The organism is Mycobacterium lehmannii (genome assembly GCF_001499925.1).
In the GTDB taxonomy this organism is placed as follows: Bacteria; Actinomycetota; Actinomycetes; order Mycobacteriales; family Mycobacteriaceae; genus Mycobacterium; species Mycobacterium lehmannii.
This window is the reverse complement of sequence record NZ_LQIR01000056.1, coordinates 19,505-42,328: the sequence shown is the minus strand read 5'-3', so window position 1 is coordinate 42,328 and position 22,824 is coordinate 19,505. Positions and strand designations below refer to the sequence as shown.

At 66.7% G+C, this 22,824-nt stretch carries 21 protein-coding genes; 4 read left to right on the top strand and 17 right to left on the bottom strand.

Translation table 11 applies throughout. The annotated features are described in order from the left end of the window. The first annotated feature begins 17 nt into the window (after positions 1–17). On the top strand, positions 18–3,302 hold the full coding sequence (locus tag AU192_RS20920) for a LuxR family transcriptional regulator (protein WP_064399442.1): 3,285 nt from the start codon (positions 18–20) through the stop codon (positions 3,300–3,302). On the opposite strand, the gene AU192_RS20915 is transcribed toward AU192_RS20920, so the two are convergent. After that, the gene (locus AU192_RS20915; RefSeq protein WP_064399598.1) at positions 3,293–3,889 is read right to left on the bottom strand and encodes a GNAT family N-acetyltransferase; all 597 of its coding nucleotides are present in this window, start codon (positions 3,887–3,889) and stop codon (positions 3,293–3,295) included. The genes AU192_RS20920 and AU192_RS20915 overlap by 10 nt on opposite strands. 5 nt (positions 3,890–3,894) lie before the next feature. After that, on the bottom strand, positions 3,895–4,311 hold the full coding sequence (locus AU192_RS20910; protein WP_064399441.1) for a hypothetical protein: 417 nt from the start codon (positions 4,309–4,311) through the stop codon (positions 3,895–3,897). Between the two features lie 78 nt (positions 4,312–4,389). Here AU192_RS20910 and AU192_RS20905 point away from each other — a divergent pair, with 78 nt between their 5' ends. Continuing rightward, positions 4,390–4,836: a cupin domain-containing protein gene (locus AU192_RS20905; protein ID WP_064399440.1), complete on the top strand. Its 447-nt coding sequence runs from the start codon at positions 4,390–4,392 to the stop codon at positions 4,834–4,836. 2 nt (positions 4,837–4,838) lie between these two features. On the opposite strand, the gene AU192_RS20900 is transcribed toward AU192_RS20905, so the two are convergent. Continuing rightward, positions 4,839–5,204 (bottom strand): RNA-binding S4 domain-containing protein, encoded by a 366-nt coding sequence (locus AU192_RS20900; protein WP_064399439.1) that lies wholly within the window; start codon positions 5,202–5,204, stop codon positions 4,839–4,841. A 119-nt stretch (positions 5,205–5,323) separates the two neighbouring features. Between AU192_RS20900 and AU192_RS20895 the strand changes: the two genes are divergently transcribed. Continuing rightward, the gene (locus tag AU192_RS20895) at positions 5,324–5,902 is read left to right on the top strand and encodes an SDR family oxidoreductase (RefSeq protein WP_064399438.1); all 579 of its coding nucleotides are present in this window, start codon (positions 5,324–5,326) and stop codon (positions 5,900–5,902) included. Positions 5,903–5,909: 7 nt separating this feature from the next. Here the strand turns inward: AU192_RS20895 and AU192_RS20890 are convergent, their stop codons facing one another. Together AU192_RS20890 and AU192_RS20885 are read right to left on the bottom strand one after the other, a co-directional pair. Next, positions 5,910–6,683 (bottom strand): VOC family protein, encoded by a 774-nt coding sequence (locus AU192_RS20890; RefSeq protein WP_064399437.1) that lies wholly within the window; start codon positions 6,681–6,683, stop codon positions 5,910–5,912. Between the two features lie 72 nt (positions 6,684–6,755). Further along, positions 6,756–7,658 (bottom strand): amidohydrolase family protein, encoded by a 903-nt coding sequence (locus AU192_RS20885; RefSeq protein WP_064399436.1) that lies wholly within the window; start codon positions 7,656–7,658, stop codon positions 6,756–6,758. 4 nt (positions 7,659–7,662) lie between these two features. Between AU192_RS20885 and AU192_RS20880 the strand changes: the two genes are divergently transcribed. Further along, on the top strand, positions 7,663–7,983 hold the full coding sequence (locus tag AU192_RS20880) for a DUF1330 domain-containing protein (protein WP_174522797.1): 321 nt from the start codon (positions 7,663–7,665) through the stop codon (positions 7,981–7,983). 107 nt (positions 7,984–8,090) lie between these two features. Here the strand turns inward: AU192_RS20880 and AU192_RS20875 are convergent, their stop codons facing one another. From AU192_RS20875 to AU192_RS20820, 12 genes are all read right to left on the bottom strand, one after another. Next, positions 8,091–9,527: an aldehyde dehydrogenase family protein gene (locus AU192_RS20875; RefSeq protein ID WP_064399435.1), complete on the bottom strand. Its 1,437-nt coding sequence runs from the start codon at positions 9,525–9,527 to the stop codon at positions 8,091–8,093. Between the two features lie 23 nt (positions 9,528–9,550). Beyond that, positions 9,551–11,266, bottom strand: a complete 1,716-nt coding sequence (locus AU192_RS20870; protein ID WP_064399434.1) for a thiamine pyrophosphate-binding protein — start codon at positions 11,264–11,266, stop codon at positions 9,551–9,553. Between the two features lie 19 nt (positions 11,267–11,285). Then, a complete protein-coding gene (locus tag AU192_RS20865) occupies positions 11,286–12,239 on the bottom strand; it encodes an acyl-CoA dehydrogenase family protein (RefSeq protein ID WP_064399433.1) in 954 nt (317 codons plus the stop codon). Continuing rightward, positions 12,239–13,444 carry an acyl-CoA dehydrogenase family protein gene (locus AU192_RS20860; protein ID WP_207544971.1) on the bottom strand — a complete coding sequence of 402 codons (1,206 nt, stop codon included), beginning with the start codon at positions 13,442–13,444 and terminating at the stop codon, positions 12,239–12,241. The genes AU192_RS20865 and AU192_RS20860 overlap by 1 nt, the downstream gene beginning before the upstream one ends. Next, positions 13,441–14,367, bottom strand: a complete 927-nt coding sequence (locus AU192_RS20855) for a Gfo/Idh/MocA family protein (RefSeq protein ID WP_064399431.1) — start codon at positions 14,365–14,367, stop codon at positions 13,441–13,443. The genes AU192_RS20860 and AU192_RS20855 overlap by 4 nt, the downstream gene beginning before the upstream one ends. Then, entirely contained in the window at positions 14,364–15,281 is a 918-nt protein-coding gene (locus tag AU192_RS20850) for an acyl-CoA dehydrogenase family protein (protein WP_064399430.1), read from the bottom strand. The genes AU192_RS20855 and AU192_RS20850 overlap by 4 nt, the downstream gene beginning before the upstream one ends. After that, on the bottom strand, positions 15,278–16,417 hold the full coding sequence (locus AU192_RS20845) for an acyl-CoA dehydrogenase family protein (protein WP_174523664.1): 1,140 nt from the start codon (positions 16,415–16,417) through the stop codon (positions 15,278–15,280). The genes AU192_RS20850 and AU192_RS20845 overlap by 4 nt, the downstream gene beginning before the upstream one ends. Positions 16,418–16,433: 16 nt before the next feature. Further along, complete coding sequence (locus AU192_RS20840) at positions 16,434–17,660, bottom strand: CaiB/BaiF CoA transferase family protein (RefSeq protein WP_064399428.1); 1,227 nt, start codon at positions 17,658–17,660, stop codon at positions 16,434–16,436. Continuing rightward, a complete protein-coding gene (locus AU192_RS20835; RefSeq protein WP_064399427.1) occupies positions 17,653–18,600 on the bottom strand; it encodes an SDR family NAD(P)-dependent oxidoreductase in 948 nt (315 codons plus the stop codon). Before AU192_RS20835 ends, AU192_RS20840 begins: the two co-directional genes overlap by 8 nt. 63 nt (positions 18,601–18,663) lie before the next feature. Beyond that, positions 18,664–20,520: a flavin-containing monooxygenase gene (locus tag AU192_RS20830; protein WP_064399426.1), complete on the bottom strand. Its 1,857-nt coding sequence runs from the start codon at positions 20,518–20,520 to the stop codon at positions 18,664–18,666. 3 nt (positions 20,521–20,523) lie between these two features. Continuing rightward, positions 20,524–21,894 (bottom strand): aromatic ring-hydroxylating oxygenase subunit alpha, encoded by a 1,371-nt coding sequence (locus AU192_RS20825; protein ID WP_064399425.1) that lies wholly within the window; start codon positions 21,892–21,894, stop codon positions 20,524–20,526. Between the two features lie 10 nt (positions 21,895–21,904). Continuing rightward, complete coding sequence (locus AU192_RS20820; protein WP_064399424.1) at positions 21,905–22,750, bottom strand: SDR family NAD(P)-dependent oxidoreductase; 846 nt, start codon at positions 22,748–22,750, stop codon at positions 21,905–21,907. Positions 22,751–22,824: the final 74 nt, after the last annotated feature.

Sequence of the window (22,824 nt, the reverse complement as noted above, 5' to 3'; positions counted from 1 at the left end):
GCCACAGGCTGGCTAGCATGACTGGAATCGACGCGGCGCCGTTGAACTGGAGCGACTTGGGCGTGAGCGAGCTGGTACCGACCGGGACGGTGACGCTGCTGCTGGCGGACGTCGAGGGGTCGACCCGGCTCTGGGAGAGCCAGCCCGATGAGATGACGGCGGCCTTCGCGACCCTCGATCGAACGCTGGCCGAGGTCGTCGGCGCGCACGACGGGGTTCGGCCCATCGAGCAGGGTGAGGGCGACAGCTTCGTCATCGCCTTCGGTCGCGCAAGCGACGCGGTGGCATGCGCCCTTGACCTACAGCGAGCCTCACTGGCGCCGATCCGGCTGCGGGTCGGCCTGCACACCGGCGAAGTGCAATTGCGTGACGAGGCCAACTACATCGGCCCCACCATAAACCGCACCGCGCGTATACGCGATCTTGCGCACGGCGGGCAGACCGTCTTATCGGGTACGACAACCGATTTGGTGTCTGACCGGTTGCCGGTCGGCGCCTGGCTGGCGGAACTCGGGATGTACCCTGTCCGCGATCTGCCCCGTCCCGAACGCGTCGTGCAACTCTGTCATCCCGACATTCGCAATGAGTTTCCTCCGCTGCGTACCGCTAAAAGCTCACGCTCACACAACCTTCCGGCACAACTGACCAGTTTCGTCGGCCGGGCGCAACAGCTGGAGGAGGTATGCCGGCTGCTTGTCGACAATCGCCTTGTCACCCTGACCGGAGCGGGCGGCGCCGGTAAGACACGCCTCGCCATCGAGGCCGCGAATGCATTGTCCGAGGAATTCGATGACGGGCTGTGGTGGATCGACTTGGCCGCCATCGCAGATCCAGCCGTCGTCACGCTCACGATCGCCCGCACGCTGGGGCTGCCGGATCAACCCAGACGCTCCCCGTTGGAGACGGTGCAGCGCTTCGTCGGCGAGCGCGAAATCCTTCTGCTGCTGGACAACTGCGAGCATCTCTTGGACGCATGCGGTGACGTGATCATACGATTGCTGAACAGCTGCCCGCAGTTGACGATTCTCGCCACCAGCCGTGAAACGATCGCCGTGTCGGGTGAGGTCACCTGGCGAGTGCCCTCGCTGACGTTGGAGGACGAGGCCGTAGCGTTGTTCATCGAACGGGCTCAGCGAGCGCGGCCTACCTTCCACGTGACGGGCGACGACCTAGCACTCGTAGTGGACGTCTGCCGACGACTCGACGGAATGCCGCTCGCGATCGAGTTGGCGGCGGCGCGGGTCCGCGCTCTGTCGCTGCACCAGATCACCGACAGCCTCAACGACAGGTTCCGGCTCCTCACCGGCGGCGCCCGAAACACCATGCGCCGCCAGCAGACCCTGCGGGCCTCCGTGGACTGGTCGCACGCACTGCTCACCGACGCCGAGCAAGTCCTGTTCCGCCGACTGGGCGTATTCATGGACGGGTTCGACTTCGATGCCGCACAAGCTGTCGCCGCCACCAACGAAGCCGAGCAGTTCCAGATTCTCGACCAGCTCAGCCTTCTCGTCGACAAGTCCCTCGTCACCGCTGACGAGGAATCGGGCGCGATGCGGTATCGCCTTCTCGAGACGGTCCGTCAGTACGCACTCGAAAAGCTCGCCGAGTCCGGCGAGGCGACCCTGATGCGCGCGCGCCACCGTGACCACTACGTCGCCACCGCGGTCCGTCTCGAGGGTGAGGATCGGCTCATCGGTTGGGCCGAGCAGGAGACCGGAAACCTGCGCGCTGCCCACGCCTGGAGCATCGACTGCGGGGAGTTCGAACCCGCACTCCGGTTGATCTCCGCGCTGCAGAGGCTGTGGGAGAAGCGCGGGAGGATGCGCGAAGGCATCGCCGCGTTCGATCTCGCGTTCAACGACAAGCGTTATCGGGACGACGACGTCGCTGCCGCGGTCTGGATACGCGCCGTCGCCGACAGAAGCATTCTGACGGCCTGGACCGCCGACTCGGCGAGCTTGGAGCGCGGCGAGGAGGCGCTGGCCGCCGCTCGGGAATTGGGTGACCAGGGGTTGATTGTGTCTTGCTTGGCGGCTTGCGGCGGCCTCGCCTACTACAGCCCCGCGGTGTCGCAAGCGTATTGGGTCGACGCGATCGATCTCGCACGGAAGGCAGATGACCGGTCGAAGCTGTGCTACTACCTCAGCTGCCTGGCCGTCGCAACGAATGTGGCGGGGCAACCGCTCGCCTCGCAACTGGCGGCGGAAGAGGGGCGTCTCGTCGCCGACGCGATCGGCGACGACTTCGTGTCGCGACACTGCAGGATATGGCTGGCAGTCGCATTGGCCTGGCGAGGCGGGGCAACCGACGGTGACGTGGTGATCCGCGCTGTCAGCGAAGAGGCGCACGCCGCCGGTGAACCGATGCTCGAATTGTTCGCCCTCACGTGTGAGAGCAACTCATTCGCCTACCGCGGCACAGTTTCGGCATCGCGGGCGAAGGCCAAACAGGCACATGAAGTCTCGATTGCGATGGGCGGATTCCACGACAATACGGTGCACATCACCTTGGCTCTTGCAGACTTGGCCGCCGGAGATGCCGCCGCGGCGAAGACCGCGTGCGAGGCGGCGCTGGCGCTCACCACCCCCGACCAGATGCCCTACATACGAGCCCTCACGCCGATGACCGTCGCACTTTTGAGTTGCGGTGAACTCGCCGCCGCCAGGCGGTGGGCCGACGAAACCGTAACCATGACGAACGGGAACTACCAGATGAACGCGCTGGTGGCGCGAGCTCACGTAGCGCTTGCCCAGGGCGGGCGCGACCAAGCCGAGCGGGACGCCCACGACGCCCTGGTGCTCGCACTGGCGACCAGCGCGTTCCTGCATGTTCCGGAGGCGTTCGAAGCTCTCGGACGTTGTGCGGCTGACCATGGCAATCATCGGCACGCGGTCCGGCTCTTCGGTGCGGCCGCGGCCGCCCGGACCGTGATGGGCGTAGCTCGATGGCCGGTATACGCGATCGGATACGACGACGCCGTCGAACAGTGCCGAAAAGCCATGGGGGAAGACGACTTCAACACCGCCTGGACCGAGGGTTCGGCCATGTCGACCGAGGAAGCCATCGCTTACGCCCAGCGCGGACGGGGGGAACGGAAGCGGCCCGCGAGCGGCTGGGAGTCACTCACGCCCACCGAGCGCGACGTCGTCCGCCACGCCGTCGACGGCTTGGGCAACAAGGACATCGCCGAGCGCATGTTCATCTCGCCGCGCACGGTGCAGACGCATCTGACCCACGTCTACGCCAAGCTCGGCTTTACCTCCCGGATTCAGCTCATCCAAGAAGCCGCGCGTCACGCGTGACGGCTCAGCCGGTACCGCAGGTTGTTGCGCACGGCAGGCCATTCGATGTCGAGGATCGAATAGACCACGGTGTCGCGGCGCGACCCGTCGGGCAGCACCTGGTGGCTGCGCAGGATCCCGTCCAGCTTCGCGCCGAGGCGCTCGATCGCCGCGCGGCTGGCCGCGTTGAAGAAGTGTGTGCGGAACTCGACTGCGATACAACCCAACTCGTCGAACGCATGACCGAGCATCAACAGCTTGGTCTCGGAGTTGACGCCGCTGCGCCGCGCTGAGGCGACATACCAGGTGTTGCCGATCTCGAGTCGCCGGTTGGCGCCGTCGACGTTCATGTAGCTCGACGACCCGACCAGTGTTCCGTCGTGGCGCCGCACCACGAAGGTCAGCCCGCGCTCGGGCGCCTGCACCGCCAGTCTGGCATCCACCCATCGCTCGACGGAGTCGGCCGCGGGCGCCGCGGTGAACCACAGGCGCCCGAGTTCACCGTCGGCGGCGACGGCCGCTATCTCCGAAACGTGTTCACGGCGCAGTGGTTCCAACGTCACCCAATGGTCGCCGGTCAGTACGACCGGCTCGACGAACCCGCTCACGCCACCTACGCGACCGTCGCCCACGCGGCCACCATCGCCCACACCGACAGGACCACCGCGACCACGGCCATGGCAACGCCGAGGTAGAGCCCGTAGCCGGCGGACACCGGCGCGTATACGTAGAGCCGGTAATACCACAGGGGCAGCACCACCAGAAGCACCGAAATCGCCAACGCCGCAGTCGATGCGATGCGAGCCGAGAACCCTCGGGCCGACATCGCACCCGCGACGATCAGCAACGAGGCCAGCAGCACGATCAACTGCCCCACTCCGAATCCGGGTTTCGGTGCCGGCAGGTCGCCGAAGATGCCGCCGATCGCGCTGACCCGGCCACCGTTCGCGGTCAGCCACGGCAGCCATGCGCTCACCGAGACGATCGCCCCGCACAAGGCGACCAGCCATCCGGGGCGCACTCGCGACATGTCACGAGCCTATCGGCTGGATCGCACGGCACCGGTCTCTAGTCTGGAGTGTCCGACACCGAAAAGGCAGGTACTGGAATGACCGATCTTCCGGAATGGGCACACCGCCTCGACCTGTCCCCCCATCCGGAGGGCGGCTGGTACAGGGAGACGTGGCGCAGCGACCTGACCGTGCCGCAGTCCGCGCTGCCGCCGGACTACACCGGCCCGCGCAGCGCGGGTACGGCGATCCTGTTCCTGCTGATGCCCGGTCAGCAGTCGGCCTGGCACACCGTGCGCAGTGCCGAGCTGTGGCTGTTCCACGCGGGCAGCCCGCTACTGCTCGAGGCCGGGCCCGAACAAAGCAGTGCCACACCGCGTCTTCTGGGTGTCGACATTCTCGCAGGCGAGCAGCCCCAGTTCGTCGTGCCGCCGGGCCACTGGCAGCGCGCCCGACCCCGCGACGACGAGCCGAGCCTGGTCAGCTGTGTGGTGGTGCCGGGATTCGACTTTGCCGACTTCGAACTGGCAGCGCCGACGGCCTGAAGTCACAGCCGGCCCGCCCGCAGCCTGTCCAGCATCCGGCGGTCCCGCTTGGTCGGTCGGCCCGCACCGCGGTCGCGGGCGGCGAACTGCACCGTTTCGGTGACCGCAGGCTTGGGTGTCCGGTCGAGATAACACGTCGACGCGTCGGCCGCGCCCACCCGCTTCTGGATCACCCGCAGCACCTCGACGACTCGAGTGGTCTGCCCGATGCGGGCCCGCACCTCGTCGCCGGGCGATACCGGGGTGGCCGGCTTGGCGGGCCGCCCGTTGACCCGAACGTGCCCGCCCCGGCATGCCTCGGCGGCATCGGGCCTGGTCTTGGCCAACCGGACCGACCACAACCACCTGTCTACGCGGGTCGACTCCACGCCACCATCATGAACCCTTCGACGGCTACCTTATTGTGACCTTAGATAGACCTTATTTTTCTTAGAAATAGGTGTACGGTTGGGGCCACGCGGGCGCGCAGCGACGGAAGGAGCCCGACATGGATCACCAACCCGAACGAATCGTCCTGGTCACCGGCGGCTCGAGGGGCCTCGGCGCGCGGGTCGCACGTCAGCTCGGCAGCGTGGACACCCACGTCGTCGTGACGCGCGACATCTCCGACGAGGTCGAATCCGCGGAGGTGATCGACGGCATCGCAACGCGCTTCGGTCGGTTGGACACCTTGATCCTCAACTCGTCGGATGCGCTGGACACCGGCGCTGATCCCGAGTGCGCGATGCGCCTCAACCGCGACGCCCAACGCCGGCTCGCCCTGGCGGCCCTGCCGCTGATGCCCGTCGGCGGACGGATCGTCTTCGTCACCAGTCATCAGGCCCATTTCTTTCCCGACAAGGCGGTGCCCAAGGGCTACACGGCCGTCGCGGCGAGCATGCGGGCCGGCGAAACAGCCCTGCTGACAAGGCGTTCGGAGTTCCGCCAGGCCGGCGTCCAACTCACGGTGGTGTCCGGCGACATGAGCCATATGACCTTCGCCGACGCCGTCGTCGACGCGGCCACCACGCCGAACCCGGCGAGCATCGTCTTCGTCGGCAGGACCGACTACCTGATGACGGCCTGAGGCTGGCTCACTGCAGCGAGGACAGGTTGAAGACCGCCCCGTTGCAATCGGCCACCGCGGCCAACCGCCCGTAGGGCGTGTCTTCGGCGCCGCGAATAACGCTGCCGCCGTTGTCGAGGACCAACTGCACGGTCTTGTCGACGTCGTCGGCGCCCAGGAAGAAGTTCCAGTTCGACGGCTCCCCTTCCGGAAGGAAGGCGCTGCCGTCCATCAGTCCGAGCAGCGCCTCACCGTCGAAGTTGGCCGTGCTGTAGCGGAATTCGTCGGTGTCGGACACGGCCTCGATCTGCCAGCCGAACACGTCGCGGTAGAACTGCTGCGACGTGGCGTAGTCGCGGCCTGTCCATTGGAAGTACACCGGCGCGCCGTGTTCGTTGATGACCTCGAATCCGCGGTGTCCGTTCGGCTGCCACAGCCCGACGAACGCGCCGCTGGGGTCCGACAGCATGCCCATCCAGCCCTTGTCCTTGATCTCCATCACGGGCGCTCCGCACGTCGTCGCGCCCGCAGCGATCGCCGCGTCCAGGGTGACCTTGGCGTCGGTCGTGTGGAAGTAGGTGGTCCAGCCGTCGGGGCTGTTCCACTGCGGGTCGTTGAACATCAGGCCGGCGACCGGCCTGCCGTCGCGGGAGGCGGTCACGTAGCCGCCGAATTCGGGGCCCGACGACTCGAACGTCCAGCCGAACACCTCGCCGTAGAAGGACTGCGAGCGTTCGACGTCCGAGGACGCCAGGTCGATCCAGGTCGGGGCGCCAACGGGGGCGGAATTGCGGACGGGCACGATAGGTCTCCTTCTGGGTGAGTGGTCAGTCACCGATGCAGACCGCCGTCGCCGCGGAAACTCATCGCGCCGTCAGCGCGCGACTCCCAGGACGCGCAGCGCGTTCTCTTTGTAGATCAGCGACTGCACCGCCGGGTCGATGTCGAGGGTGTCGAAGTCGGCGCGCCACCGGTCGATCTGGATGTAGGGGAAGTCGGTGCCGAACAGGACCTTGGTGCGCAGCTGCCTGCTCATGGCGCGGACCAGCTGCGGCGGGAAGTACTTCGGGCTCCACCCGGACAGGTCAACGTACACGTTGGCCTTGTGTGTGGCGATCGCGATCTGCGAGTCGACCCACGGCACCGCTGGGTGGGCCATCACGATCGTCAGATCCGGGAAGTCGGCGGCGACGTCATCGAGCAGCATCGGATCGGAGTAGCGCAGCTTGATGCGGTGCCCACCCGGCAGCCCCGACCCCATCCCCGTCTGCCCGGTGTGGAACAACGCGGGCAGCCCGGCCTCGGTGATCGCCTCGTAGATCGGATAGAAGCGACGGTCGTTGGGTTCGAACGCCTGCATGCTCGGATGGAACTTGAAGCCCTTGACCCCGTAGTCGCGGACGAGTTCGTGGACCCGGTGCACCGCCCGACGCTCGTGCCACGGGTCGACGCTGCCGAACGGGATCAGCACGTCATTGTTTCGCGCAGCACCGGCGACGAGGTCCTCGATCGAGTTGGGTACGTGGCGCATCGCCGTCCGCGCGTCGATGGTGAACACGACCGCGGCGGTGTTGTGCTGCCGGTACAGGTCGGCGACCGCGTCGACGCCTGCCGTCGCGCCCGGTGGCATCTTGAAGTACTTCTCGGTCGCCTCCACAAGCTCGTCGACGTAGGCCTTGTGGCCGTGGCAGTCGATCTCGACGTGGGTGTGGATGTCGATCGCCGCGATGCGGTCGAAATCGATGCCGTATTCGTACTTCTCGCCGCGTACCGTCACCCACGTGACGATATATGCGCTGAACCTCTTCGACGTCGCCGACCGCGACGAGTACCTCGCCTATTCGAAACGCTCGCCCGCGGAGGTCGCCAAGCACGGCGGTCGCGTCGTCGCCCTCGGACAATTCAGCGAGGCCGTCCTCGGCGACATCGAGCCACGGAAGGTGCTGATCCTCGTCGAGTGGGACTCCAGGGACGCGTTCGACGGTTACTGCAACGACCCCGATCTGGCCGACCTGCACGCGCACCGGGAGAACGGGTCATCGTCGTACATCTGGCACCTGTTCGACCGGTTGGACGATCTGCGGCCGCTACTCAAGACGTAACGCAGCGCCGAGAGTCGGGTTTCTGACGCATTTCGGGCGATTTCCGGTCAGAAACCCGACGCTCGGCGAAAGGTTGCCGCTCGGCGAAAGGTTGCCGCGCCGACGACTTACCCCGCTGCGGCCTCCGGCGCATAACCGAGCGCGGCCTTGATCTCCAGGAACTCGTCGAACGCGAAGTGTCCCCACTCGCGTCCGTTACCGCTGCGCTTGTAACCGCCGAACGGAGCGGCCATGTCGAAGCCGTGGTTGATCGCGACCGAGCCGGCCCGGATCCGCCGCGCCACCGCGCGGGCCTTGTCCAAGTCGGCGCCCGAAACGTAGCCCGCCAGACCGTATTCCGTGTCGTTGGCGATCTCGAGGGCCTGGTCGAGGTCGTCGTAGCCGAGGATGCACAGCACCGGGCCGAAGATCTCCTCGCGGGCGATCGTCATGTCGTTGGTGACGTTGGCGAACACTGTCGGCTTCACGTAGTAGCCCTTGCTCAGACCCTCCGGTCGACCGGTGCCGCCGATGACGACGGTCGCGCCCTCGTCGATGCCCGACTGGATCAAGCCCTGGATCTTGTCGAACTGCGCCTTGGACGCGACCGGGCCGATCGCGGTCTTCTCGTCGGGATCGCCGACCTTGACCCCGCCGGCCACCTCGCGGGCGATCTCGATCGCCTCGTCCATGCGGGAGTTCGGCACCAGCATGCGCGACGGCGCGTTGCAGCTCTGGCCGCTGTTCATCATCATCACCGAGACACCCGCAGTCACGCTCTTGGCGAAGTCGTCATCGTCGAGCACGATGTTCGGGCTCTTGCCGCCGAGTTCCTGGGTGACGCGCTTGACGGTCAGCGCGGCGTTCTTGGCGACGTCGACGCCGGCCCGCGTCGACCCGGTGAACGACACCATGTCGATGTCGGGATGGGCCGACAACGCAGCGCCGACGCCCGGTCCGTCGCCGAACACCATGTTGTACACCCCGGCGGGAACGCCTGCCGAGTCGAGGATCTCGGTGAAGATCTGGCCCGAGTACGGTGCGACCTCCGACGGTTTGAGCACCATCGTGCAGCCCGTCGCCAGCGCGGGGAACACCTTGCAGGCGATCTGGTTGATCGGCCAGTTCCACGGCGTGATCAACCCGCAGACCCCGATCGGCTCCTTGACCACGAGGGTGGCCCCGTGCTGCTCCTCGAACTCGAAGTTCTTCAGCACGTCGATGGCCGTGGCGAGGTGGCCGAGTCCGAGGTTGACCTGGGGGCCTGCCGCCAGCGACGCCGGGGCGCCCATCTCCTCGTTGACCGCGTCGGCGAGGTCACCGGCGCGCTTCTGGTACTCGCCCATGATCGCCTGCAACAACTCGAGGCGCTCGTCGCGGCTGGTCTGCGACCAGGTGTTGAAGGCTCGGCGGGCGGCCTGCACGGCCACGTCGACGTCGGCCGCGGAACCGATCGCGATCTTGCCGGAGGCCTCCTCGGTGGTCGGGTTGTCGACCTCGAGGGTGTTGGGCCGGATCGGGTCGACCCACTGGCCGTCGATGTAGAACTTGAGATATTCGCGCATGTCCCCACTCTTCCCTAGATCGCCTACTGCGTGCCTTCTGCATACCAGGTGCGGAACCGGTCGTACTTCGGCATCTCCTCGGAGTTGGCCTTCGGGTCGATGCAGACGTGGACGACGGCGGTCTTGCCGCTGGCGAACGCCCGCTTGATCGCCGGGCCGATCTCGTCGTCCTTCTCGACGTACTCGCCGTGACACCCGAAGCCCTCGGCGACCTTGTCGAGCCGGACGTCCTTGCTCCAGTGCACACCCGGTTGCGGCGACGGCTGCTCGAACGTGCGCTTGTAGACGCCCACCTCCAGGCCCCATTGGTAGTCCACGCCGACGACACAGACCAGCGGCACGTTCTCGCGGACCGCGGTCTCGAGTTCGGCGATGTGGAACAGGAACGCCGAATCGCTGGTGAGCAGCATGACCGGACGCTTGCGCCCCTCGGCGACCGACGCGCCGACCGCATACGGCAGACCGGTGCCCAGATGACCGAAGTTCTGATTCCAGATCACGTCTCGCGGCTTGGTCTGCGAGTACGTCCACTGGAAGATCACCGTGGCGCCACCGTCGCGGACCAGGATGCCGTCCTCGGTGCATTCGTCGAAGGCCTTCGTGGCCTCGACGACGTAGCGGGCCGGGTGGATCGGCGCGCGACCGCTCGGCGCTTCGGCGGCCACTCGGGCGATCTCGGCGGCGTCGGCCTTGATCAGGGCCTCGAAGTCGGCCGACGGGGTACGCGGGGTGTCGCGCAGCGCCGCGACCAGTTGCGGCACCACGCCGCGAAGATCACCCACCAGCGGCACGTCGATCGGCCGGTTCACCCCGATTGCGGTCGGATCTTGTTCCACGAGAATCCATTTGCGGTTGGCATCGTTACCCGCCCAGTGCTGGGTCCTGCCGTAGTGCATGGGTTCGCCGAGCTCGGTTCCCAGCGCCACGCACAGATCGGACTTCTCGACGGCCTCGTTCGCCGCCGGAGAGAACAGGTACGGGAAGGTGCGGTCCTGCAGGCCGGGGATGAAAGAGGTGCCGCCCGAGGTCTGGATCACCGGGCAGGCCATCAGCTCGGCCAACTCCCTGACCTGCTCCTGGGTGCGCGAGGTGTGAACTCCGTGACCCACCAACAGGACTGGGCTCTTCGCCTCGCGGATCAGTCTGACCGCCTCGGCGACCTCACGTTCACCCGCACCCTGGTTGACGAGCCGATACCGGTGCGGCGGCAACGGATCCGGCACGTCAAGCTCTTCGAGGATGACGTGGGACGGATACTCGATGTAGCAGGGGCCGGGGGTGCCCGACATGGACTGGCGGATGGCTTCGCGGATGATCTCGTCGGTCTGGTCGGCGTACTCGATCGAACTGCTGAACTTGACCGAGTTCTTGAACAGGTCCTCCTGCTGGACGAACTGGATGCGCCCGCGCCGCACCCGCCGTTCGGTGATGCGAGCACGCTGGCCGCCGAGGAAGATGACCGGCGAGTTCTCGACCAGCGCGCACTGGATCGCACCCGCGATGTTGGCCATGCCCGGTCCGAGCGTTCCGATGCACAACCCCGGCGTGCCCGTCATCCGCGATGCCGCCTCGGCCATGAACCCGGCGCTCAGCTCGTGGTGCGGTGCGACCACCGACCAGCCGCGCGCGTCAGCCTCGGTGAACATGTGCACGAAGTTGGGGTCGGGAATGCCGAACAACGTGTTGATGCCCTCGGCCTCGAAGAGGTCGAGTATGCGCTTGTATACGGGTACACCCACGGGAAACTCCTTGATTTCTCTATAGATAGCGTTGTGCTAGTCGTTCTCGGTGTGCTGACGGAGAGCCGAACAGTGATCGGTTGAGGGTGGCGCGCTTGAGGTAGACGTGGATACCGCTCTCCCACGTGTATCCGATGCCGCCGTGCAACTGCATGGCCTTGCCGGCGATGTCGACGGCGGCCGCGCACGTATACGACTTGGCCATCGAGACGGCGGCCCCGGCTTCCGGCGCGTCCTCGGCGACCGCTCGGACGGCGGCATCGACGAGTTGGCGCGACACGGAGATGCTGACGAGCATGTCGGCGCATGCGTGTTTGACGGCCTGGAAGGAGCCGATGGCCCTGCCGAATTGCTGACGCACCTTCACATATCCGACGGTGGCGGCGAGCATGGCCTCGCTCAGGCCGAGGCTGTCGCAGGCGATCGCCGCGGCGGCCCGGTCGTGTAACCGCTGCACCGCAACCGCGGGATCGTCGGTGAACGGCAAGGTTTCGGCGATCGCAGCCGCCGGGTCGATCGCGGCGAGGTTGCGCGTCTCGTCGACGACGGGCCGCGGCGTGGCCCGCTGCTCGGACACGGCGACACCGCGGTCGGTGACGATCAGGATGCGGTCCGCGCCTTCGGCGTCGGGCACGAAGTCGAACGGCTCCAGTGCGACAGCCACCCGGATCGCGCCACTGGCTATCTCGGTAAGCAGCGTGTCGCGGGTGTCACTGGGCTGCAGCGCGTTCAGCGCTCCGACGGCCAGCACCGCACTGCCGAGGAAGTCGGTGGCGCCCGCGGCGCGGCCGATCTCCTCGCAGACCACCGCGACTTCGGCGAACGACGCACCCGCCCCGCCGAATTGTTCGGGCACCTCGAGTCCGACCCAGCCCGCGTCGATCAGCGTCGGCCATCCGACGTTACGCTCCTTCGCCAGGAGATCGCCTGCCACCGAGCGTAGTTCGTCGTGGAATTCGGTGAAGTCGTTCATCAGACGGCACTCGGTTCTCGCGGCAGGCCCAGACCGCGCTCGCCGATGATCGTGCGCTGAATCTCGCTCGCGCCGCCGGGGATCGTCCATTCCCACGATCCGATGAAGTCGAGCACCCAGGCCCCCGACTCCCAGCCGCTGGAGGCCGGCTTGGCGAGTTCGGTGTGTGCGGCCAACCCGCCGACCTCGGCACCGAGGTCGGTCATGCGCTGCAGAAGTTCGCTGTAGAACAGCTTGACGATCGAGGCGTCGGCCGGGTCGGCGGTACCGTTCTCGTTATCCTCGACCACCTTTCGGCACAGTGCCCGCAGCCCCGCGATCTCGGTTTCGAACTGCGCGAGCCGGTCGGCGACGATCGGATCGTCGGTCGGAGCGCTTCGCACCAGCCAGCGGAAGCCGGCGTTGCCGAGGCGCTCGGCGAGCTCCAGCATCGTCATGCCGCGCTCGGCGCCGAGGGTCGCCTGCGCGACCCGCCAGCCGTCGTTCTCCGCCCCGATCAGGTTGGCCGCTGGGATCGACACGTCGTTGAGGAAGATCTCGCAGAAGTGAGAGTCGCCGATCGCATTGCGGATGGGCCGCACCTCGACGCCGGGTGTGGTCATGTCGAGAAGGAAGTACGAGATGCCCTTGCGTTTCGGCGCATCCGGGTCGGTGCGGGCCAGCAGCAGGCACCAGTCGGCGTGCTTGCCTCCGCTGGCCCACAGCTTCTGACCGTTCGCGATGTAGGCGTCGCCGCTTTTGCGCGCGGTGGTGCGCAGGCTGGCCAGGTCGGATCCGGCCTCGGGTTCGGAGAAGCCCTGCACCCAGATTTCGCCGTCGAGGATCGCGGGCAGGTGCCGTCGCCGCTGCTCCTCGGTGCCGGCGACCAACAGCGTCGAGGCGGCGTGGTGGATACCGACGAACGCGAGAACCAGCCGCGGTGCGTCGTGTGCAGCCAGTTCCTGGTACAACACCACCTGCTCTTCCACCGACATGCCGCCGCCCCATTCGGCGGGCCAGTGCGGGACGGCGTAGCCGGCGCTGTGCAGCTCGGCGAACCACCCCTTCTGGAAGGCCACGAACTGCTCATCGTCTGCGCCGGTCTGGGTTTCGCGCCAGTCCGGTGGGATGTGCTCGACGCACCACTGCCGCACCTGGTGCCGAAACTGAACTAGTGCTCGACTTTCGGGCGCTTTTTGATGCATATCTTCAGACTCGGCGCTCATTGCCGCACCGCCTTGGCCCGCAGGTGGTCCAAGACGCGCGCGACGGCCAGACCGTCGTCGAACGACGGGGTGATCTGCGTACCGGTGCGCAACGCCTCGGCGACGTGTCCGAAGAAGACTGACAGCGCGGGCGGGGGTGAGCGTCGCGGCGGCGGTGCGAACTCGGTGGTCTCGGGATCGGCGCCGATGCGTCGCACCACCAGCGTCGTGTCGGCCGTCAGTTCGACGGTGGCGTCGCTGCCCAACAGCGTGACCGACGGCGGTGAAGGGACGGCGGCCGCGAACCCGGTGTCGTGAGTAGCGGTGCAGCCGTTCGCCATTGCGAACCACGCCGCGTACGCATCCTCGGCGGTGGCCTGCTCGGGTGAGCCGTCGATGCGGGTGACGCCGCCGCAGTCGGTGATCTCGCTGCCGAAGAGCCACCGGGTGAAGTCGATCAGATGGGAGCCGTAGGCGCCGATCCAGCCGCCGCCCAGGTCGCGGTCGTTGATCCAGCCGAACTTTCGGCCACGCAGCCCGCTTCCGAAGAACGTCCAGTGCAGGTGCCTGGGTGTGCCGATCGCCCCGCTGTCGGCCAGTTCTTTGAGCCGCGTCCACGACTCGTTGAACCGGAACTCGAAGTTGAGGAAGTGCAGCACACCTGCGTCGCGGGCCATGTCGCGCATCTGTGCTGCCTCGTCGGCGTTGCGGCCGAATGGTTTGTCGCACAACACCGCATGCCCGTGCTCGAGCGAACCGGTGACGTGCTCGAGGTGCAGGAATGGCGGCGAGTGCACGGAGACCAGGTCGACGTCCGAAGCCAGCGCGGCTTTGACCGCGTCCTCGTCGCGGGGGCTGACGACCTCGACGTCGAACCCGGCTTCGGCGTATGCGGGAGCCGCCGCGTGCTTGCCGAAACCGGTGCCGATCACCGCGACCCTCATGCGTACAATCCCGTCAGTCCGGCGCGGCCAGCGTTGCGGGTCAGGGCATCTCGGGTCGCGGACAGGCCGATTGGCAGCCGCCGCAACGGTTGGCTGTAGCGCGACAGCCACGACAGCGTGGTCTCGTCGCAGAACCCGACCGCGCCGTGCAGCTGATGGCAGACGCGGAACACGACCTCGGCGGCTTCGAGTGCCGACAACCGCAGCGCGAGTGCGTCGGTCAGCGCCTCGGGGCGCGCGGTGGCGATGCTCCACAGCGCGTATCTGGCGAGGATGTCGAGTCCGCTGCGCTCCACCTCTGCGTCGGTCAGCTGGAACTGCACGCCCTGGAACGACGACAGCGTCTGCCCGAACTGCTTGCGCAGGCTGACGTGCGCGACCGTCAGTTCGATCGCCCGGTCGAGCATGCCGAGCAGCGTCCAGCACCCCAGCACCAGTCCGAGCGCGACATCGGCGGCGCCTCGGTCGTCGACGGCGGCCGTCTGCAGTTCGCAGACGAAGCCCGGGCCGACGGGCCCGATCCCGGTCACGGTGCTGCGGGTGCCGTCCAGCGTGACTGTCGTCCAACGGTTCTCGAGACCGGCCACCGCTGCTGCGGGCCGGTTGCCCGCCACCACGATCAGGCCGTCGGTGTCGAGGTCGGTCGGGGCGGACAATCGTTCCGCGACCGGATACGGCAGCGCCCAGTAACCGGCGCTGCGGCACAGCGCCGCGGCCGCCTCGAGGCCGTCTGCGTCGCTGCGGGCGTCGAGGTCCCAGGCGCCCAGACCGGCCAGCACCGGGCCCACCAGCGATTCGCGCGCCTCCGGTTTGGCCTCGGCCTGCTGGACCAGTTCGTCGCCGCCGGCGGCCTCGAACGCGCGCAGCGCCTGGCGGCCGTACTCGACGGCGTCCTCGGACAGTTCGAGATTCACCGCGCCACCGCCAGCATTGCGCGTGACAGCAGAATCCGCTGCATCTCGATGCTTCCCGACGAGACGGTCGAAGCCTGCGAGTACTTCCAGTGGTCCTCGACCTCACCGAGGAACCAGGCGGCCCGCGGGTCGTCGTGGGATACCTCGGCCGCGATGTCCATCAGCACCTCGGCACTGTCCTGGTCGAGCTTGGTGACCGCGATCCGGTAGGCCGCGGCGTCACCCGGTTGAATGCGTCCGCTGCTCTGCAGGGACACCACTCGGTACGCCATCAGCCGGGCCCGCCGGCAGTGGGTCAGCATGCGGATCCAGCGGCCGCGCAACTCTCCCGGAAGGTCGTCCCACCGGTCGCCGAGCACCGTGGGCGCCGCGGCGAGCAGTCGTTCGCAGCGTGCGTAGCGAGCAATGCCAACCCGCTCGAACGCCATCACGTCCTGCACCACCGACCAGCCCGCATCGACCGTCCCGAGCACGTCGGCCTCGGTGACACGCAAGTCGTCGAAGAACACCTCGTTGAGGTGGTGCGGGCCCAACATGGCGCGGATCGGCCGGACCTGGATGGCCGGATCATCCATCGGGACAAGGAAAATCGTGAGACCCCGCTGCTTCTTCTCACCGCGTGACGTCCTGGCCAGCAGGAAGCACCACTGCGCCATCGTCGCGTAGGACGTCCAGATCTTCTGCCCGCTGACCAGCCAGCCATCACCGTCGGGACGGGCCGTCGTGCGAAGCGACGCGAGATCGGAGCCGGCCTCCGGTTCGGAGAAACCCTGGCACCAGATCACCTCACCGCGCGCGATCGGCGGTAGGTGTTTGCGCTGCTGCTCCTCGGTGCCGTGGCGCATGATGATCGGGCCGACCCAGTTGACCCCCATGTACTGGGCGCCGCGCGGTTCGTGATGCGCCCACATCTCCTCGCGGACAACTGTCTGTTCCCACACCGACGCCCCACCACCGCCGAACTCCTTCGGCCAGGACAGGCAGAGCAGTTCGCGTTCGGCCAGCATGCGGCAGAACCGTTGAGCGATCTCGAGATCGGCGGGGTCGTCGGTGAACGCACCCAGATAGTCCTCGGGCACATGCTCTTTGACCAGCGCACGCAGTTCGCCGCGCAACTCCGCTGCCTTGTCGCCCATCGCGAAATCCACGCGCCTACCCCCGCTCCGCTGCGCCGACACTACGGTTTTTGACGAGATCCGCGCCGTTTCCGTCAGAAACCGCAGTCTCGACGGAGCCGAGCGCGGTGAGACCCAACTCGTCTAGCACGGCATCGGTGTCGGCGCCCAGCGTGGGGGCGGGGCCCGCGACCTTGCCCGGTGTGCGGGAGAACCACGTCGGTACCCCCGGAAAACGCACCGGCCCGTCCGCGGTCTCGACGGTCTCGAAAAGCCCGACCGCGTTCAGGTGTTCGTTGTCGAACAGCGCGTCGGGAGTGTTCAGCGGCGCGGCGGGAATCTCGAGTTTCCGGAAAAGATCCAGCCATTCGGCGGTGGTGCGCTCCGTCATGGTCTCAGCGAGCAGCCCGTAGACGACATCGATGTTGTGCGCACGCTTCTCGAGGGTGGCGTAGGACTCGTCGTTCCACGCCGGACTCACCGCGCTGATGAATGCGTTCCAGTGTTTGTCGTTGTAGATCAGCGCGGCGATGTAGCCGTCGCTGGTGCGGTACGGCCTGCGGTTGGGCGCGACCGTGCGCGGATACACCGCGGGCCCCAGTGGGGGGTCGAACATGGCGCCGTTGGCATGTTCGACCAGCATGAACGACGCCATCGTCTCGAACATGGCGACCTCGACCTCTTGCCCCTCCCCGGTCCGCTCGCGATGAAACAAGGCCATCATCGTCGCGTAGAGGGCCGTCAGCCCGCCGACCTTGTCGGCCATGATCGTGCCGACGAAATCGGCCTCACCGGTCAATTGCTGTTGTACCGCGGGCAATCCGGCTTCGGCCTGAATGGTGTCGTCGTACGCGGGGCGGTCGCGGTCGGGCCCACGGCGGCCGTAGCCGTAGCAGTTGGTGTAGATGATCGCGGGGTTGACGGCGGCGACGTCGTCGTAGCCGAAGCCGAGCTTGGCGACCGCCTTGGCGCGCATGGAATGGATGAACACGTCGGAGCGCTCGATGAGCGCCCGCATCGCCGCCTTTCCGGCTTCGGTTTGCAGGTCCAACACCACGCTGCGCTTACCACGGTTGACGTTGACGAACACCCCACTCATCCCGGGCGAAGGGCCAACGGAGATGAAGCGGGTGTTATCACCCTGCGGCGGTTCGACTTTGATGACGTCAGCACCCATGTCCGCCATGATCTGGGTGCAGTACGGCCCCATCACCATCGCGGTGAGGTCGACGACACGCACCCCGGCCAGCGGCCCGCTAGGCATGGACACCGCCCTTCTGCGCCATGGCGAAGCTGTACTTGATGTGGTCGTTGTGCCCGTCGGGCACCACAGGGAACACCACGGGTTCGGACAGGTCGCGGATCGCGGCGATCTGCGCGCCGACCTCCTCGATCGACCACGACGGCCGGTAGACGCCGGGGGTCTCCGCGACCACGGCCCGCGCGATCCGGCCTGCCAGCGCGATCAGCGCTTCACCGGTGATCGAACATGATTCGTGTGCCAGCCATCCCACCGCCGGTGCGACCAGCTCCGCGCCCATCGGCGGATACGCCGACGTGTCGATGCCCTCGGCCATCCGTGTCACCGCGGCGGGCACGATCACGTTGCTCTTGACGCCGTGCGCGGCGCCCTCCATGGCCGCGACGTTGGACAGGCCGATCACGCCCGCCTTGGCCACCGCGTAGTTGGCGACGCCGTGATTGCCGTAGAGACCACCGATCGAGGACGTCAGCACGATGCGGCCGTATCCGGCGTCGCACATCGACGGAAATGCCGGGCGCACAACGTGAAAAGCACCACGGAGGTGGACGTCGAGCACCGCCTCGAAGTCATCGTACGTCATCTCCGCAAGTGGAGCCCGGCGCACGATGCCTGCGTTGTGGATCAGGATGTCGATGCGCCCGTAGCGTTCGAGAGCGGATTCGACGATCGCCTTGCCGCCGGCCGGGGTGGCCACCGAATCGGTGTTCGCCGCGGCGTCGCCTCCGGCAGCGACGATCTCGCGCACCACTTCTTCGGCGGGCCCGGGCGCCTTAGATGGCGGGTGGACGGGGTCGTACTCCTCACCCGTCAGGCTGCCGCCCGGATCGTTGACGACGACCTTGGCGCCCCGCTGCGCGAGCAGCATGGCGTATGAGCGGCCCAGGCCCCTGCCGCCACCGGTCACGACGGCCACCTGACCGTCGAAGCGCAGCTCACTCATCGCGCATACCTGCGATTTGTGTGCGAGAGGGAGCGCTCACCGCTCCCGAACGCACACAAATCGCTACTTCTCGAGTACCAGGCCATCGAGGTCGCCCTTGTCGCGCCACTCTTTGAGCAGATCGCCGAACGCGTAGAAGCCCGGACCGTAAGGCTCGCCGAGGTGTGAGCGGATGCCCTCACCGCCGCCGCCGCCCTCGTTGTTGTAGTAGCCCGGAGTGCAGGATGCGTCGAAAGCCGAGTTGTCGACCGCGGATTCGCGGATGGTCTGGCACCACTGCTCCTGCGCATCGTCGGTCGGCTCGACGACCGTCGCGCCCCGCTTCAACGCCTCGGCGATGATGTAGGCGATGTGCTCGCCCTGCAGTTCGTAGTTGGCCGCGATGTTGGCCGAGATGCCGACCTGGGTGAAGCCCGTGAAGAACTGGTTCGGGAAGCCGCGGCTGGTCATACCGTGCAGCGTCTTGTAGCCGTCGTGCCAGTAGTCGTAGAGCGACAGCCCGTCGCGGCCCTCGATCGCGTCGATCGAGTAGCGCCTGCTGATCTCGGTGGTGATCTCGAAGCCGCTGGCGTAGATGATGCAGTCGACCTCGTATTCCTGGCCGTTGGCGACGAAGCCCTTCTCGGTGATCCGCTCGACCCCTTTGGTGTCGGACACGTCGACCAGCGTCACGTTGGGCCGGTTGAAGGTGGGCAGGTAGTCGTCGTTGGACAGCGGACGCTTGCACAGGAAGCGGTAGTACGGCTTGAGCGCCTCGGCCGTCTCAGGGTCGTCGACGGTCTCGGCGATCCGGCGGCGCAGCCGCTCCATGATCTTGTAGTCCTCTTCCTCGCGGATCGCCATGAACTGCTCGGGCGTCAGCGTCGACGGGTCCTCGAGCGAGAGCACCCGCGCGGCGGTGTTGCGGCCCAGTTCGGTCCAGAAGTCGCACACCAGATCCGGCTGCCCGGGCGCCATTCCCTCGAACGTCCACGAGTGGAAGTTGCGCTGGCGTTCCTTCTGCCAGCCGGGCTGCAGCGTCTTCACCCAGTCGGGGTTGGTCGGGGTGTTGTTGCGCGCGTCGACCGTCGACGGGGTGCGCTGAACGACATATAGGTGCTTGGCATCTCGGGCCAGGAACGGCACCACCTGGATGCTGGTGGCGCCGGTGCCGATGATCGCGACACGCTTGTCGGCGAGCTTGTCCATGCCGCCGGTGTAGTCGCCGCCGGTGTAGTCGTAGTCCCACCGCGACGAGTGGAAGCTGTGTCCCTTGAAGTCCTTCATGCCCGGGATGCCCGGCAGCTTCGGTCGGTGGAATGGCCCGGACGCCAGCACCACGAACCGCGCGCGGATGTCGTCACCGCGGTTGGTGGCCAGGCGCCACCGCTGAATCTCCTCGTCCCAGCGCATATCGCGCACCTGGGTGGAGAAGATCGCCGAGTCGTAGAGGCCGAAGTGCTTGCCGATGCGCCTGCAGTGTTCGTAGATCTCGGGGCCGTCGGCGAACTTCTTGCTCGGGATGTAGTCAAGCTCTTCCAGAAGCGGGATGTAGCAATAGGACTCGTTGTCGCACTGGATGCCGGGATACCGGTTCCAGTACCAGACCCCACCGAAGTCGCCACCCAGCTCGATGATCCGGACGTCTTCGACGCCTGCCTTCTTCAGATGCGCCGCCGACAGCAGCCCGCCGAAGCCGCCGCCGAGCACCGCGACGTCGATGTCCTCGACAATCGGGTCACGCGGCGCCACGGGGGTGTACGGGTCGACCTCGTAGTAGCCGGCGAAGTCGTCGGTCAACTCGACGTACTGCTTGGAGCCCTCGGGCCGAAGCCTTTTCGCGCGCTCCTGGGCGTACTTCTCCCGCAGTGCATCGATGTCGATGTCGTCGGGGGTTTCTGTGGGCCCGCAGGTGTCGGTCCTCGAATCGGACAAAGTCATGGCTCAGAGCTCTTTCGGTTCGCCGGTGCCCATATACTTGGACAACTGATAGTGAAGGTTCACGGTGCTGCGTTCGCGGTACGGGTTGGGCTTGGTCCCCGGGAAGCCCAGCGACTTCATGCCCTGCTGCACCGCGGCCATGTTCGAGAAGTCCTGGGGAAGCACCGAAAGCCAGTTCGGGCTGTCCTTGGGCGTGTACTCCCAATGCGTCTGCGGCTCTTGACCCTTCGGGAACAGCTCCAACGTAGCCACTTCGAATATGCACTTGTTCGGATCGTAGCTCGGGTGGGGCCGGGCGCCGTAGCACAGCGCGGTCGTCAGGCCCTGGCCTACCTGGAAGTTGGGGAAGATCTGCCAAGCCGTGCCCGCCTGCCCGAGAATGTCGGGCGGAATGGTCGGCCACACGACGCCGCGGGCCTCGTCGTCACGCCTGGCCGATGCCAACCAGTGTTCGAGAACCTTGTCCGGAGGTGTGCCCTCGGGCAGTTCGTCGACCAGCCTCTTGGCCGCGTTCACCAGCGTCTCGGTGGTGGTCGCGTTGGTCTGCTCCCACGTGTACATCTGCATCTCGGCGGTGGAGACGCGGGGGTCGTCGCCGGTGCCCAACCGGATCTTGGACTTGGTGGCCTCCATGTCTTTTGGCGCGTCGTATCCGATGTTGCTGTGCCTGCCCTGCACCTTGGCCCAACCCTTGAACTCGCCGAACTTGTTGAACTCCGGATGCGTGGTGAACACGTGGTAGGTCTCGTTGAAGGCCTCGAGCGCGACCTTCCAGTTGCAGTCGAAGTACAGCCATTTGCGCCACTTGTAGCGCATGTTCTCCAGCCCGAACGGATCGAGGATCTTGGCGGCCGGGAACAGGTAGTCGGCAAGCGGTTCGCAGTCGGGATCCATGTTGATGAACAGCCAGCCGCCCCACGTGTCGACCTGGACGGGGACGAGGTGGGTGTTCTGCGGGGTGAGCGTGCCGTTCCAGTCGTCCTGTTCGCGGATGTGGGTGCAGGCACCGTCGAGTCCGTATGTCCAGCCGTGGAATCCGCAGACGAACGACTTGCGGGCACGGCCGACGGCGTTCTTGTCCCCGTCGGGGGTGTCGACGAGGCGGCGGCCGCGGTGCATGCACACGTTGTGGTGCGCCCGAAACTCGTCTGCCCCGGTGCGCACCACGATGATCGAGTCATCGAGGACGTCGTAGGTCAGGTAACTGCCGACCTCGGGAAGCTCCTCGACGCGGCCGACCTGCTGCCATACCTTGCGCCACAACTTATCCCGCTCGGCGCGCGCATACTCTTCCGAGACGTACGCCTCCACCGGGATGGTCATCGGTTCGCAGAGCTCTTCTGGCGCTTCAATCCTGGGCTGCGTATCGGTCATTTCAAACTCCTTAGAACCGACTGATTTCTGCGCGGAAGGTTTCGTCTTTGAGGAACAGCGACGTGTTGTCGGCACCGAGGTGCGTCCACTTCAGGTTGAGTCCACCGTCGACGAGAAGCGTCTGTCCGGTGATATAGCTCGACAGGTCCGACAGCAGAAACAGGATCGCCCCCGCCTGCTCTTCGGGCCGGCCCCGCCTGCCCATCGCGATCGCCCGCCGGTCCCGGTCGGGGTCGACGTCGACGTAAGTGCGCGACGCGGCAGTCTCGGTCACCCCGGGCGCCACGGCGTTGACGCGGATGTTGTCGTGGGCCAACTCGGCGGCCATGGTGCGCGTCATCGCGACCACCGCCGCCTTGGCCGTGCCGTAGGCGATGTGGAACGGTGCGGTGTTCATCCCGCTGATCGACGACACGGAGACGACCGAGCCCTTCAGGCCGCGGGCGCGGAGTTCTCCGCATACCGCCTGGCTCATGAAGAACGCCGTCTCGAGGTTCGCGGTGAACAACTCCCGCCAGTCCGCGCGCGTCACCCGGGTCGACGGCATCCACGTCGACGGCGCGGCGCCGCCCGCGATGTTCACCAATCCGTACAGATCACCCTCGGTTCGCCGGACCTGTTCCATCACGGTGGCGATGCCGTCGTCGGTGGAGGCGTCGGCCGACACTGCGACGACCGCCAGGCCCTGATCGATGAGCGGGCCGACATGTTGGTCGAGGTTCTCTTTCGACCGGCTGACGGCCACCACCGTGGCACCGGCCTCGGCCGCCATCCGGGTCACGGTGGTGCCGATCCCGCCGCCGCCCGCACCCGACACCACGACGATTCGGCCGTCCAGCCTCAAAAGGTCATCCATGCTATTTGTCCGGACAACGAGTGTTGCTCTCCATGTTGCAGAACACTATTCCCCAGCGCGAATCGGCCCGTCAA

Coding starts and splice junctions, on each gene's coding strand:
- AU192_RS20920 (WP_064399442.1), top strand. CDS start 18: ATGACTGGAATCGACGCGGCGCCGTTGAACTGGAGCGACTTGGGCGTG.
- AU192_RS20910 (WP_064399441.1), bottom strand. CDS start 4,311: ATGTCGCGAGTGCGCCCCGGATGGCTGGTCGCCTTGTGCGGGGCGATC.
- AU192_RS20905 (WP_064399440.1), top strand. CDS start 4,390: ATGACCGATCTTCCGGAATGGGCACACCGCCTCGACCTGTCCCCCCAT.
- AU192_RS20895 (WP_064399438.1), top strand. CDS start 5,324: ATGGATCACCAACCCGAACGAATCGTCCTGGTCACCGGCGGCTCGAGG.
- AU192_RS20875 (WP_064399435.1), bottom strand. CDS start 9,527: ATGCGCGAATATCTCAAGTTCTACATCGACGGCCAGTGGGTCGACCCG.
- AU192_RS20865 (WP_064399433.1), bottom strand. CDS start 12,239: ATGAACGACTTCACCGAATTCCACGACGAACTACGCTCGGTGGCAGGC.
- AU192_RS20860 (WP_207544971.1), bottom strand. CDS start 13,444: ATGAGCGCCGAGTCTGAAGATATGCATCAAAAAGCGCCCGAAAGTCGA.
- AU192_RS20855 (WP_064399431.1), bottom strand. CDS start 14,367: ATGAGGGTCGCGGTGATCGGCACCGGTTTCGGCAAGCACGCGGCGGCT.
- AU192_RS20845 (WP_174523664.1), bottom strand. CDS start 16,417: ATGGGCGACAAGGCAGCGGAGTTGCGCGGCGAACTGCGTGCGCTGGTC.
- AU192_RS20840 (WP_064399428.1), bottom strand. CDS start 17,660: ATGCCTAGCGGGCCGCTGGCCGGGGTGCGTGTCGTCGACCTCACCGCG.
- AU192_RS20835 (WP_064399427.1), bottom strand. CDS start 18,600: ATGAGTGAGCTGCGCTTCGACGGTCAGGTGGCCGTCGTGACCGGTGGC.
- AU192_RS20830 (WP_064399426.1), bottom strand. CDS start 20,520: ATGACTTTGTCCGATTCGAGGACCGACACCTGCGGGCCCACAGAAACC.
- AU192_RS20825 (WP_064399425.1), bottom strand. CDS start 21,894: ATGACCGATACGCAGCCCAGGATTGAAGCGCCAGAAGAGCTCTGCGAA.
- AU192_RS20820 (WP_064399424.1), bottom strand. CDS start 22,750: ATGGATGACCTTTTGAGGCTGGACGGCCGAATCGTCGTGGTGTCGGGT.